Origin of the sequence: Flavobacterium sp. CF108 (genome assembly GCF_900129795.1) — a bacterium.
Taxonomy (GTDB): domain Bacteria; phylum Bacteroidota; class Bacteroidia; order Flavobacteriales; family Flavobacteriaceae; genus Flavobacterium.
On the sequence record NZ_FQWW01000006.1, the window covers coordinates 253313 to 267468 of the forward strand.

The 14156-nt window shown below is 31.5% G+C and carries 12 protein-coding genes; 6 read left to right on the plus strand and 6 right to left on the minus strand.

Going from position 1 to position 14156, the window contains the following annotated elements:
* Positions 1–52 precede the first annotated feature (52 nt).
* The 3 genes from BUE10_RS17425 to BUE10_RS17435 all read left to right on the plus strand — a co-directional run bounded on the left by BUE10_RS17425 (position 53) and on the right by BUE10_RS17435 (position 2523).
* Positions 53–778, plus strand: a complete 726-nt coding sequence (locus BUE10_RS17425; RefSeq protein ID WP_083598145.1) for a thioesterase II family protein — start codon at positions 53–55, stop codon at positions 776–778.
* Between the two features lie 31 nt (positions 779–809).
* Entirely contained in the window at positions 810–1748 is a 939-nt protein-coding gene (locus tag BUE10_RS17430; protein WP_073487143.1) for an ornithine carbamoyltransferase, read from the plus strand.
* Between the two features lie 139 nt (positions 1749–1887).
* Positions 1888–2523 carry a 4'-phosphopantetheinyl transferase family protein gene (locus BUE10_RS17435; protein ID WP_073487145.1) on the plus strand — a complete coding sequence of 212 codons (636 nt, stop codon included), beginning with the start codon at positions 1888–1890 and terminating at the stop codon, positions 2521–2523.
* Positions 2524–2547: 24 nt separating this feature from the next.
* Here BUE10_RS17435 and BUE10_RS17440 read toward each other — a convergent pair whose 3' ends face one another.
* Both BUE10_RS17440 and BUE10_RS17445 read right to left on the minus strand, forming a co-directional pair.
* Positions 2548–3759, minus strand: a complete 1212-nt coding sequence (locus BUE10_RS17440; protein WP_234984760.1) for a sensor histidine kinase — start codon at positions 3757–3759, stop codon at positions 2548–2550.
* A gap of 124 nt (positions 3760–3883) precedes the next feature.
* Entirely contained in the window at positions 3884–5254 is a 1371-nt protein-coding gene (locus tag BUE10_RS17445; RefSeq protein ID WP_073487148.1) for a sigma-54-dependent transcriptional regulator, read from the minus strand.
* A gap of 276 nt (positions 5255–5530) precedes the next feature.
* On the opposite strand from BUE10_RS17445, the gene BUE10_RS17450 reads away from it, so the two are divergent.
* Genes BUE10_RS17450 through BUE10_RS17460 form a run of 3 tightly spaced genes read left to right on the plus strand, consistent with a single transcriptional unit; the run spans position 5531 to position 8911 of the window.
* Positions 5531–6886, plus strand: a complete 1356-nt coding sequence (locus BUE10_RS17450) for a TolC family protein (protein ID WP_073487149.1) — start codon at positions 5531–5533, stop codon at positions 6884–6886.
* A 5-nt stretch (positions 6887–6891) separates the two neighbouring features.
* On the plus strand, positions 6892–8142 hold the full coding sequence (locus BUE10_RS17455; protein ID WP_073487151.1) for an efflux RND transporter periplasmic adaptor subunit: 1251 nt from the start codon (positions 6892–6894) through the stop codon (positions 8140–8142).
* Between the two features lie 55 nt (positions 8143–8197).
* Positions 8198–8911: an ABC transporter ATP-binding protein gene (locus BUE10_RS17460; protein ID WP_073487153.1), complete on the plus strand. Its 714-nt coding sequence runs from the start codon at positions 8198–8200 to the stop codon at positions 8909–8911.
* A 124-nt stretch (positions 8912–9035) separates the two neighbouring features.
* On the opposite strand, the gene BUE10_RS17465 is transcribed toward BUE10_RS17460, so the two are convergent.
* The 4 genes from BUE10_RS17465 to BUE10_RS17480 all read right to left on the minus strand — a co-directional run bounded on the left by BUE10_RS17465 (position 9036) and on the right by BUE10_RS17480 (position 14065).
* Positions 9036–10556, minus strand: a complete 1521-nt coding sequence (locus BUE10_RS17465; RefSeq protein WP_083598147.1) for an amidohydrolase family protein — start codon at positions 10554–10556, stop codon at positions 9036–9038.
* A 465-nt stretch (positions 10557–11021) separates the two neighbouring features.
* Positions 11022–11615, minus strand: coding sequence for a hypothetical protein (locus BUE10_RS17470; RefSeq protein WP_073487156.1), 594 nt, complete (start codon positions 11613–11615; stop codon positions 11022–11024).
* A gap of 156 nt (positions 11616–11771) precedes the next feature.
* The gene (locus BUE10_RS17475) at positions 11772–12635 is read right to left on the minus strand and encodes an AadS family aminoglycoside 6-adenylyltransferase (RefSeq protein ID WP_073487158.1); all 864 of its coding nucleotides are present in this window, start codon (positions 12633–12635) and stop codon (positions 11772–11774) included.
* 389 nt (positions 12636–13024) lie between these two features.
* Positions 13025–14065 (minus strand): hypothetical protein, encoded by a 1041-nt coding sequence (locus BUE10_RS17480; protein ID WP_073487160.1) that lies wholly within the window; start codon positions 14063–14065, stop codon positions 13025–13027.
* Between the last annotated feature and the right edge of the window lie 91 nt (positions 14066–14156).

Genomic DNA, 14156 nt, shown 5'->3' on the forward strand with positions numbered 1-14156 from the left:
GTGAATGTTGACGTAAGTAAATTAGATAATAATCCTATAAAATTAATATGCAATGACAGAAAAAATAAAACTCTTTTGCTTGCCATTTGCCGGAGGAGCATCAAGTATTTACCGAAATTGGGGAACAGGATTAGCAGATAGTATCGAATTATGCCCTATTGAACTAGCCGGGCGCGGTATTCGAATAGCCGAAGATTGTTATGCAAATTTAGAAGAAGCAGTAGAGGATATTTTCAATCAGATATCTGATGATATATCTAAATCTGATTATGCAATTTTTGGACATAGTATGGGGGCTTCTTTAGGATATGAAGTCCTTCAAAAAATTATGTCATTGGGCATGAGGCCGCCAATACATGCTTTTTTTTCAGGAAGATATCCGCCAGATGTGCAAAGAGTGAGGGAATTGTGGTCACTTATGGGGCCACAAGAGTTTCAGGAAAAAGTCTTAGCTTTGGGAGTAACACCTCCTGAAATTTTTCAACATCCGGAACTAAGCAAAATATTTATTCCTTTACTAAGAAGTGATTTTGCCATAGCTGAAACAATGGTTCACAGACCGGAAATAATTCCTTTGAAAGTAAATATTTCAGTATTAATAGGGGAAAGTGAAGGGATTTCACGCGAAACAGCGGTTAAATGGAAAGCACATACAACAAAAAGATGCTCGATATATTATATTGAAGGTGGACATTTTTTCCTTTTAAAAGAAAAAGATGCGGTAATTAAAATTATTAATGCCAGCTTAGTGCAGCAAAACTTAGAATTTTTAATTTAAGAGTAACTATTGTATTTAAAAACAAAATAAAATGAGTCTTACAACAGTAAAAGAAAATAAACATGTCATTTCTCTGGTAGATTTGTCAGTACAGGAAACACTTGATATAGTTAATAGAGGTATCGAATATGCAAATGGTATGGTCGAACTTGGCCATCAATTACAAGGTAAAATAGTAGGGATATATTTTACAAAGACTTCTACAAGAACAAGAACCTCTTTTTCTACGGCGGCGCTTAGACTAGGGGCACAAGTTATTTCGTATGGCCCAAATGATTTACAGATAAATACAGGTGAAAATTTGAGTGATACTTTGCAGGTACTTTCTCAAATGCTGGATGGTTTAGTAGTAAGAACCGGAGAATCTCCAGCTTTACTCAGAACTTTTGCAAATCAGCAAAGAATGTCAATCGTGAATGCCATGACCGAAGATGAACATCCAACGCAGGCCTTAGCTGATCTAACAACAATGAAACGCTATTTTGGAGAAATCCAAGGACTTGAGATTATATATCTGGGAGAAGGAAATAATACAGCGTCAGCATTAGCTTTAGCATTTGCTAAATTTCCAAATGTAAAAATCAGCTTTTTTACACCGCCAAATTATCAAATTGATCCTCAAATTTTGCATTATGCACAAAAAGAGGCAGTAGGAAGAAATACAGTTATCGCCGAATATCATGATCTAAAATTCTTGCCGCCAAATGCAGATGTAATCTATACTACACGCTGGCAAACAACAGGAACTGTAAAATTAGATGTTAACTGGAGAGACATATTTGAACCTTTTGCAATTACACAAAAACTTATGTCAAGATATCCTAACGCAATTTTTATGCATGATCTTCCAGCTCACAGAGGGGAAGAGGTTGAAGCAGAAGTAATTGATGGGGATAGAAGCATCGTTTTTGAACAGGCAGAAAACAAAGCACATAGTGCAAAAGCAGTTCTTGAATGGTGTATGCAATAAATGTATTGATATGATTTTGAAAAAAACACGAGTTTTTTAAACAAAATACTACAACTTTTTTTAGCTTTAAAGAATAAAAGGCAGGACATATTTTTGAGTATGATTCTGCCTTTCTTAATGAATTAATTTTTCCCCCTATATGACAATAGTTTATTATACGCTCTGCAAGCAATTAACGGATGAAAAATATATAAAAGCAGTTTCATTACTTCCTGATGATATGCAAAATAAAATCGAGAAATTCAGACGCTGGGAGGATGCACATTCTTTTTTATATGGAAAGTTACTGCTAAAACAGGGCATGCTTAAATTAGGATATCAGGATTCTTTAGCAATAATGAAGAAAAACCAATATGGAAAACCTTATTTCTCTTATGACTCTTTTAGCTTTAATATATCTCACTCTGAGGATTATATTGTATGCGTAATAAGTACTGATGAAAAAGAGAATATAGGAATTGATATTGAAAAAATAAAAACTATTGATATTGAAGATTATAGTTCTGTTTTTACTTCAAAGGAAAAAAATAATATTACCAGCGAGAAACATTTTTATAAATACTGGACACGTAAAGAAGCAGTAATTAAAGCCGATGGAAGAGGATTACAAATCCCTTTAAGGAATGTTGATACAACAGAAATAAAGGTAGAAGTAGAAGATAAATTTTATTATTTACTCGAAATTGAAATTGATAAAGAGTATGAAATGCATTTGGCATCTTCAAAAAAAATAGAAGAATATACACTTCAATACGCTTCGTTAGATTATCTATGATGTCAAAATTTCAGTAATCGCTATTTAAAAATTTAAAATAAACCTTGTTTCTATATTTGGAATCGAATGTACTTTAATGGTACCGTCATGTAAACGCATAATTTGTTTAGATAAACTCAGTCCTATACCTGTTCCTGTAGTTTTTGTAGTAAAGAAAGGAACAAAAATTTCTTCCATTAGCTCTGCCGTTATTCCCGGACCATTATCAGTAAGCATGATGAATTTTTTATCCTGATTGTTTATGCCGGCAGAAATTTTTATAATACCATTTTCCTGATCGTTCAATGACTGCAGCGCATTTTTACCCAAATTTATCAATACTTGAGTAATTTGCTTTTTATCTATGTACAATTCTAAATTTTCAGGAAATATCTCAATATCTATTTTTACAGTATCATTATTTGGATTTATTAGTAAAAACATATTGTCTAATAATGTTTTAGCCGGAACTATTTCTTTTTCGGGTGCAGGAACACTTAATAATGTTCTGTAAGATCGTACAAAACTCATCAAATTATCACCCTGTTCACTAATAATTTCTAATCCTTTAGCGGTATTTATTATATGTTTTTCATCAAACTCGCTAATTGGAATTAGTTTGTTATTGATTTTATAATACTTTAAAATAGATTCAGAAATTGATGTGATTGGTGCTATTGAATTCATAATTTCATGCGTTAAAACCTTAATAAGTTTTATCCATGAATCTGTTTCTTTTTCTTCTAATTCCTTATTAATATCCTGTATAGTAACTAAAAAAAGATTCTCTTTATGTATGCTGATAGTGCTGGATTTTATTGAAAGCTGTTTTTTTTCTCTCTCATTTGTTATTTGAAAAAGTTTCTGTTCAAAAGGTTTTAAGTTATCAAAAAAAGAAAATAATTTTTCATCAACCTGTCTCAGTTGTTTAATATGATTTAAAGGTCTGTAGTTAAGTAAAGTTTCTACGGTAGGGTTCGAATAAATAATATGACCATTTTCATTAAAAGCAAAAATTCCAATATTGGCTTGTTTTAATATTTCATGGTAAAATTGTTCCTGAGCTTGTTTTTTTAAATGCAGCTCATGGATTAAACTATTAACCTTATTAAGACTTTGGTTAAGGTTTTTAAAAGGTTTTATAAGATCTTTTTCAGGAAAGTGCAGTGTAAAATCTTCATTTTCTATTCCATTTAAAAAATGGGATAATTTCCTGTTTGTATAATTGATGTATCGTATGAATAATAATACTTGCAATATTAAAATAAGAAGAAACAGAAGAGAAAGAATAAGAAAACCTCTATCAAAACAGAATGCAAATCCAAGAGAAGACATGGTGATAAAAACAATCCGTAATACAATATTTAAATAAAAATTGATGTTAACCATTGCTTTTCCTTTTCTTTATTTTATTGTACAATGTTTGCCTCGAAACACCTAGTTGGTTGGCAGCCGCACTTAAATTAGAGTTGTTTTCATTTAAGACCCTGTTTATCATTATCTCTTCCATCTCATCCAAAGTATTTGGCTGGTTGTTTGGAGATGCTGAAGATTTATTGATTAACAAAAAGTCATCTGGTTTTAAAACATTGCTTTCGCATAAAATTATAGCTCTTTCAATGGTATGCTGTAATTCCCTGACGTTCCCTGGCCAGGAATAAGCCATTAATTTTTCCTGAGCTGCAGCATCAATTTTCATGTCTGGTCTATCGTATTTAGAAGACATTTTTTTTAAATAAAAATCGGCCAAAAGTAAAATGTCTTTATCACGATCTCGCAATGAAGGAACTTCAAGATGAATAGTGTTGATTCTATAAAGTAAATCCTCTCTAAAAACACCGGCGGCCACCATTTGATGCAGATTGCAGTTTGTCGCACAGACTAAGCGAATGTTAACAGGGATAGGCTTATTAGAACCCACTCTAACAATGATTCTATTTTGTAGTACCGAAAGAAGTTTAGCTTGTAATTGAAGTGACAGATTTCCAATTTCATCTAAAAATAATGTACCTCCATTTGCAGCTTCAAATTTACCAATTCTGTCCTGCTTAGCATCTGTAAAGGCCCCTTTCATATGTCCAAAAAGTTCACTTTCAAAAAGTGACTCAGAAATAGAACCCATATCTACCGAGATAAATATTTCATTTTTTCGGCTCGAAAGTCTATGCAGTTCCTGAGCAATTACCTCTTTTCCGGTACCATTTTCACCGGTTATTAAAACACTAACATCAGTCTTTGCTACTTTTTGAGTTAGATGAAGAAGGGATAATAATTCTTTAGAATTACCAATAATAGAGCTTTCATTCTGATCATTAATCTCCTTTAAACCTTTTTCATTCGTTTTTGGTTTATTTCTTTCTTTTAAAGATTTTTTTAATAAGTAAACTGATTTTATTGTAGATAAAAGTTTATCGTTATTCCAGGGTTTAAGTATAAAGTCAGAAGCCCCGGCCTTCAAAGCATCCACAGCTAAATCGATAGCTCCATAAGATGTAATCATTATTACCGAAATGTCCGGAGCCTTCTTTTTTAGCTCTTTTAGCCAAAACAGACCTTCATTTCCGTTATTAACACCAGCTACAAAGTTCATGTCTAATAAGACAATATCAAAATCAATTAAATTTTTAAAAGATGAAATTTGATTTGGATTAGATAACGTTTCAATGTGCTTGTATTCAAATTGCAAGAGAATTTCTAAAGCACTCAATACACTTTTGTTATCATCAATTATCAAAATTTTTCCGTCAATCATAAAAAAGGCTTATTGAGAAGTTGTTTTTAGGAGGAAATCAGAACTAAAAAAGTGTGGTTCGTTGTAACAAATATAAAAATAATAAGCGAATTCTGATTTTAATTGTTAAGATATTCGACACTGAGTGTAAAAATATTTGACACTTTAAAAAAGGTGTTTTTTAAATATTTGTTGTAAGTATTTGATAATTAACTGTGTAGTTTTTTGGCACGAGGCTTGGATAAACGGTAGCAGTAGAAAAAGAATAATTTGAATTCCGTTATAAACAACTAATATATGAATATTAAAAATAATATTAAAACTGCAATTATACTTTTTTTGATTTCAAAATCAGCAATTGCTCAACAATCCTGGACATTAGATCAATGCATAGACTATGCAGTTGAGCACAATCTTAAATTGAATGAGTACAAGTATAATTTTGAAGCAAATAAAGAAACTCATAAACAATCTGTAAGGAGTTTATTGCCCGCAATTGAGGGGGTTTTAGGTTATAGTACCCGATATGGACGTTCTATTGACCCTATTAATAATAATTATACAACTACAAGTTTTTTTACAAACGAATATACTTTACAGTCTTCTGTTGATTTATTTAAAGGCTTCCAAAAAATAAATACAATTAGATTGACAAAGTTATTACAAAATGCTGCACAACAGGATTTATTACATGAAAAATATATGCTGGCTTTTAGAGTAATGGCCGCTTTTTATGATATTTATTTTTATCAGGGGTTAGTAGTTATATCTAAAGAACAATTAGAAATCTCACAAACTAATTATGACCTTGTTAAAAGAAAAATAGATTTAGGCTTAAAGGCTGGTACTGATTTGTATGAAGCAGAATCTACATTAGTTTCAGATAAATTACTGCTTACTCAACATGAGAACAGCTTAGCAATTGCTCAATTAAAACTTATTCAGGAAATGAATTTGGGAGATATAAGCAAGATTTCATTAGCAGAACCATCAAATGAATTTGATATGCCGGATAACGATCCTGCTTTAGAAGATTATGAATCAATTTTTAAGACGGCAAAGAGTTTTGTTCCGTTGATAAAATCTGAAGAATTTAAAACTCAGGCAGCGATGAAAGATGTTTCGATAGCAAAAGGAGCCTTATATCCAACCTTAACATTATTTGGAGCGTATGGTACAGGATATTATGAAACTTCCTTTGATGAAAACGGAAAAACGATTCCATTCAAGAACCAGTTCAGTAATAATGCAGCGCAGCAGGTTGGTTTTTCATTAAAGATCCCAATTTTTAACGGTTGGTCTGCCCACTCAAATATCAAACAAAAAAAGATAGAATTTGAAAGAGCTAATAATAATTTGAACCTACAAAAACAAGAACTCTATAGACTGATTCAGGAATTAGTGCAAAATCAAAAAGCTTTTGAAAAAGAATTTGAGCAAAGCAATCAAAAAATAGCAACAAGAGAACTTGCATTTAAGATAGAACAGAGAAAATATGAATTAGGGTTAATAAGTGATATAGACCTATATCAGTCAAAAACGCTGTATGCAAACTCTAAGAATGAAAATTTGCAAGTAAAAATAAAACTAAAAGTCAATAAAAAAACATTGGATTTTTATAAAGGATTATCAATTTTTAACATCAAGAACTAATTAATATGGACATTCGAATTGAAAAGAAAAAAGGCCTAAAACTTAAGCATGTGGGCTATGCGGTACTAACAATCGTAGTGATTGCTGTAGTGTTTAAAGTATTTTTAAGTGACTCATTAGGCACATATGACATTGAAAAAAATAAATTATCAATCGCTCAGGTTACTCAGGGCAAGTTTGATGATTATATTACGATCAATGGTAATATTGCCCCAATTTCTACAATCTACCTGGATGCATATGAAGGAGGAAGGGTAAAAGAAAAACTAGTAGAAGAAGGAAATATGGTTAAAAAAGGGGATGTAATTTTAAAACTGGAAAACTTAGACTTGTACGAGCAAATTCTAACAAGCGAAAGTAATCTTGCCCTAAAACAAAACGATTTAAGATCTACAAAACTGGCTTTTGATACAAGACAATTAACGGATCAAAAAGATCTTGTTAATTCTCAATATGATCTTCAAAAGCTTAAAAGAAATTACGAGCAAAATGAAGCTTTATACAAAGAAAAACTTATTTCTAAAGAAGAATATTTACTATCTAAAGAAAAGTATAACCTTACCAAAGAACAATATGTTATTAATAAAACACAAGCAGATAGCGACAGTAAACTAAGAAACACATCGTTTAAGAGTTTAGATGCCGATTTAGTACGTATGAAAAAGATATTAAATATGGTGTATCAACGATTGGATCATTTAAATGTAAAGGCTATTGCAGATGGGCAGCTTGGACTTCTTAATGCAGAAGTGGGACAAAATATTAGTCCGGGTGACCGTATAGGGCAAATAAATGTACTAACAAACTATAAAATAGAAGCCACAATAGATGAACATTATATTGATCGTGTAAAAAATGATTTATCAGCAAGTTTACAGCGTAACAACACAGAGTATCCTTTAAGAATACAAAAAGTTTATCCGGAAGTTCGTGACGGAAAATTTAAAGTTGATCTTGTTTTTGTTGGTGGCAAACCAGAAAATATAAGAACCGGTCAAAGTTATAATATTAAATTACAGCTGGGAGAATCTAAAAAAGGGATTTTGTTACCAAAAGGCAGTTTTTTTAACAGTACAGGCGGGCAATGGGTTTTTGTTGTAGATAATAAGACAGAACAGGCGTTAAAAAGACCAATTAGAATTGGAAGACAAAATTCAAAATATTATGAAATTTTAGAAGGTCTTAATGGTGGAGAAAATGTTATAATTTCTGGTTACGAAGGATTTAAGGAAGTTGACAAAATAATATTAAATTAGCAAACAATACATTAACAAGATAAATTGCATACAAATACTTAAAAAATATAGAAAGATGATAAAAATTAAAAATTTAAAAAAGAGTTTTAGAACAGAAGATATTGAAACTCTAGCGTTGAATGATATCAATTTGAATGTAGCAGAGGGAGAATTTCTTGCTATTATGGGACCGTCAGGCTGTGGAAAATCAACATTGTTAAATATTGTAGGTATGCTGGATAATCCTTCAGAAGGAAGCTATAAATTTAATGATATTGAAGTAGCAGGTTTTAAAGAGCAAGAACTTACCACTTTACGAAAAGGAAACTTAGGTTTTGTATTTCAAAGTTTTAATCTAATTGAAGAATTAACGGTTTTTGAGAACGTAGAATTACCCTTAATGTATCTTAATATAAGTAAAAGTGAGCGAAAAGCAAGAGTATTAGAAGTTCTTAAAAGAATGAAAATTGCTCACAGAGAAAGCCATTTTCCAAAACAATTATCAGGAGGACAGCAGCAGCGTGTAGCTATATCAAGAGCTGTAATAACAAGACCTAAATTAATTTTAGCAGATGAGCCTACAGGTAACCTGGATTCTAAAAATGGAATTGAAGTGATGAATTTGTTAACGGAATTAAATAAGGAAGGTGCTACTATTGTAATGGTAACCCACTCAGATAGAGATTCTCATTATGCACACAGGGTAATTAACCTATTTGATGGACAAATAATGAGCGAAGTAAAAGCATCTCCGTTAGCAGCAGCGGCTGTGGCTCAAAGTTTAGTATAAAAAAAGTACTGCATCAAGTGAAAGCAAAGAATGCTGCGCAATAAAAATTTTTAAATAATTGAGTGATAAAAAAAACCTGCAGATCTGCAGGTTTTTTTATCTAATCTAGAAAATTATATTTTGATTAATTTAAAAACTCATCAATTTTTATACTCCTGTTTTCATTATTTGCATTTTCTATAGCTTTCAAAATACTTGTGATTTGATTTTTATTCATCATATATTTTCCAAAGAAAACACTTTCTATAGTTTTTGTATTTTTAATATCTTCTAATGGATTTTTTGAAAGAAGTATTAAATCTGAATTATATCCTGTTTTTATTTTTCCTGTTTTGCTTTTTAGCCAATTGCTAGGTTCAACAGTTGCAGAATAAAGGACTTGTGAGTTTGTCATTCCTGCCTTAGCTAAAGATTGCAGCTCATTATGAAGCGAAAAACCCGGAACAATAGTAGCAACGTTTGCATCTGTCCCCGCCATAATTGTAACATTATTGTCAATTAACGCTTTTGTCATAATATGGATGGCTTCAACATACGTATTCCAGAAAGTTAACGATGATTTTAATGCTTCAGGATTATCTTCGCCGTCATATTCGTATCCATTTTTACCAGGTAACCAGCCTAACTTATATATTGGACTGCCTTCAATAATTTTAGGATTAGCGTATTTTAATTCTATTTCTCTGAGTCTGGATTTTAAGTCGAATCTCTGTTGTGGAAAACTTTCAACTAACGAAATAGTTGAGGTTACACAAATATTATTTTCCTTTAATTTTTTGGCTATTAGCTTTGAATGTATTTTTAAGAAATTAATATATTCTTTTGGATTTTTAGAAATTGATTTTCCAAAATCATCCATATTTTTGATAGTTAATTCTTCGATGTGAGCAACCTCTTTTTGACCTGAATGATACAAGGTGTCTAAATTTACCAAAGGAATATGTCCAATAACTGGAAGATTATTTTCTTTAGAAATCTCAATTGTCGTTTTATATATTTCGGGATTAACAAAACCGTACATTTTAACGGCATCGTATCCTTGTTCTTTTATCTTTTTAATTTCTTTTTGGGCATCCTCTTTAGTTGAATAATTTATAGCCTGTCTTGTCCAGCTAAAATAATAACCACTTAATCCACTTTCGCTATATATTGGAGGAGATGCAATAAACATTCTGGGGCCAATACCATTTTTCTTTATTGCTTTTCTCCATTTTAAAGTTACAGGTCTCCCAGCCATTTCTCTAATATAAGTGATACCATTAGCTAAATATAGAAATAGATCGTTTTGGCTTTCTTTTAAGTGAACGTGTGAATCTATAAGGCCAGGAATTAAAAATTTATTTGTTCCATCTATTATAATAGCTGTGCTGTCCAAAGGTTGATTTTTTCCCAAGCTGACTATCTTTCCATTTTCAATGACTATTGTCTGGTTTTTAATAAAAGAAGTACAATCTTCTGAAAGTATATTGACATTTTTTATTTGAATTGTTTTGGAAGGCTTTACAAAAGAAGAAATGGGAATCACTTTAGTTGATTTACCCAAAACTTTATTTAATTCATTATCTGACCAGATAAAAACGCAGATAATAATGACTAACAATATCATAATGGCATATATGAACCTCCTGAACCATAGTTTTTTCATGAATTAATTATTTGGATTTAAATGTAAATATACATATAAATAGGGCGTTAATTTAAGGTATAAACGTTTGCTATGCGAGTTTATTCTGTACATAAATAAAAAGATGGAGGGCTATAGTAGATAATTTACCAGAAGAGTAAAAAAAGTAATGCTCAGTAATGTAAGATATGTAAAACTTGGTGAAACGTATCAGTTCAAATAGAATAACTAATGGGTAAATTTATAGAAGATGTACTTTTGAAGATATGGATAATAAAAGAAAAAAGCCTTTAAACAGTAATGTTTAAAGGTTTTGATTTTTAAAGTTTCTTTTGAAACTTCTACTGGTGGAGAAAGAGGGATTTGAACTATTTAGTCTCAGCCCGCTTTTTATACTGCATCTTCCGATATATTCTAACTGGTGCGCCACAATTCTGCCATAAAAGTATATATAGCCAATAGATACAATTTTAGATTTTTTTAATTTTATAAATTCTTTAAATTTAATAAATCTAAAACCTTTGGTGAAACTTTCAAATCAGATCGGAACTTTAAAACACCCTTTATGAAATGTCTTTTTAATTCTTTTCCATTACGTATTGAAAATGGAGTATTGAATATAATGGCTTTATAAATTATTATGTTCCTAGAGTTGTCGAAATAATATACACAAATATCATAGCCCGCATCTTCTCCCTCTGATAAAACTACATCATAATTTTTCAGATCAGGATTTGGATATAAAGACTCAAAAGTTAGGGATTCAATAATTATTTCATCTTTACAATGGTGTAAACCATTTTGATCAACTATTACTTTGGTAATTTTGTTTTCTCTGGTAACGATTGTATCCTTTAATACCGAATATACCAAAAGAGATAAAAGAATAACCGATAGTATTCCAGAAGAAATTTTAAATTGAACAGATAGTTTTTCAGATTCAATAATAATTATTTCTAAAGTAATTATTCCTAAAATTGCACTCACAAAAATAAATGCTCCTACAGTCTTTGTTATAAGAGTTATTTTCTTTGACTTTAATGATTCCATTTTTGAAAATTCATTATTCTGAAAATCCATTTTTTGCAAGAAGTTAGAGGTTAAATATTACAGTTGTTGGAGCAAACTTAAAAGATAAATTTATTAGTAAGTTTTTTGGTGCTGCTGCGGAATTTGAAAGGGATCATGTCCCGCCCAGTCTCTGCAATTGTAAAAAAATAGATAAATTGACCATTCTTATGATTTGTTTTTCGTCTGGATTAAATATTTTCGAATGTCTTTTTCTAACTTTTCAGGATATTCGTAGTTTAATTTTTTTGACAATTTAGTTCCGACTTCCGAAACTAGGTCAGCCATTGAAAATAAAGCATTCCAGTTATCGTCTATATTACTTCCAGAAAATGTTTGCTCTGTTTTTAACCACATCTCTGGGTTTAGATACTTTTTAAACAGTCTCCCATATTTGTTAGTTGTAATGGCCCAATTGTGTTCACTTGCAATATGCCATTCAATTAAAGGAATTAAATAGTCGGTTCGGATATTTGTTTCCGACATAAATTTTGCATAAAATATTTCATCCCTTGCAAGGCATTTGGCTACGTAAGTCGTATCCCACCAAAAGTCATTAAGAATACTTTGAAATTCTTCTTTTGAAGGTTTTATGATAATGGAAACTTGAAAAGCTGGTTGTTGCATTTCCTGTGTTATCTTGTCTTTGTCAACGATAACTTTATAGCCAATATCCCAGTCTTCAGGCAATTCTTTTAGTTTTATTTCTTCTAAAAATTTGTCTTTACTAAATAGCTTAAAATCAACTTTTACATTGTCATCATACAAAACCATTTTCATTGCGTGTTTATGCTCGAAATAGTTTTCGTCTTCTTCAATCATCGCAATTGGATTTCCAAAGATATGAATCCAGCTATTACTAGATATGTAGTCGGAATTATTCGCGAAAACAAATTCAATATCTAAATCACTAAAATCATCAACAGGTGCTAATGGATTTACAAGTGAACTTGTAAGCAGCACCGCTCTTACATCTTTGTTGTTTTCTGCCCAATTAATGATGGCATTTAACTTATCATCTCTGACTATCATTTTTTATAAGTTCGATTTTTTACTGTGCGATCTAACAGATTAGATTTTTGTGATGTGGCGGCAATAGTATTCCGTCTACTCAAATATAGTACAAAAGCTCAATAAAAGTAATATTGTTGCGGCTTTAACAACAAGCCGTCATATTACCAATACTTTATTAAACTAAACCCTTCAATGATCCTTATCTTTATTTGGTACCTTTATAATTAAAAATTCATAACTATACTTCAAAAAAAACATCCCAATGTAACAATAGATAATAAATGTTTGGCAAAAAACGAGTTCATTCCTTGAAATGAAGATTTGTTCTTTGAATCTAATTCAGCACTTTTAAAAAGAGTATCATAGAATTTGGTGGATTATTAAGGTACCTATAGAAATAAAGTAATCTATCGTATCTGATACCAGTTGATACCATCACTCTGTACTTCAACACAGCTTGAGGCATTAATTGTACTTACTGAACTTCCTGCTAAATTAATATAATTTACGGTGAGGGATTTTGATGAGGCAGAATTATTAATAATGCTATATATTCGACCCGTTACTCCTGACGCAGCAGCTGGGAGCGTAACAGTAAATGCAGACCCAAGCGGAATGATCACGGTTTTATGGTTTTGATCTAATGTTAAGTTTGCAGAAATCACTGTAATACTATTGGCAATACTGCCATTTACATCAAAAGTAGAAGTTGGTGAAATTGCGACTCCAAAACTCCCTGCGCTGGTGAACCTTGCAAATGTAGTAAAAGCCGTTGTGTTAGTAAATTTACCAAAAGCGAGATGTGGAGCTCCTGCAAAATTTGATGTAAACACACGCAGCGCATCTGTTGTACCGGTTTGAGCAGCTGAAACTTTCTCCATACCATATGCATCCCCTATAGCAATAAAATATATTGCTGCTATGCCCATTCGTGTATCTTTAGCAAATCCTAACCCAGCTGGAGCCTGGAATTCTGGCCTTCCGGAACCTGAGAAAGTAAGATTATTAGATCCCATAGTAACTGTACGATTGCCTGTCAGCGTACCATTGCTGTTGTAAATGTCGGTTGCGGTTGTTGATGATCCTAATGTAGTTTTCCACGCACTATTGGTATAGACAAAAGCCACAGCCTGACCATTGAGAATCGTGGTGCCTGAAAACGTTGCACTAAAGCCGCCGGTAGTATTATTTGAAATAGTTAATATATGACCATCTATAGTTGGGGTAAATGCCGTTATTGCAACAATACCGGTAGCACTGCCTGTAATGCTGGCGAGTGAAGTATCAATATTAATATTTACCGCATTAGAAGCGGCAGTAAAACTTACCTCCCTATGGGTAACTGCTCCGTTGACATCCAGCATTGTTCTGGGATCAGTAGTATTCATCCCAATTTGGGCAAAGGACAACCAAGGGGTAAAAAACAGCAGCAGAATTTTATTCTTCATTTTAATTGTCTTTTAAGATTATGTAATACTTTACAAGTCTTTATTAAACTTTCATTTTTCAGGCAATAACTTTATACTTTGATCTAAAAAT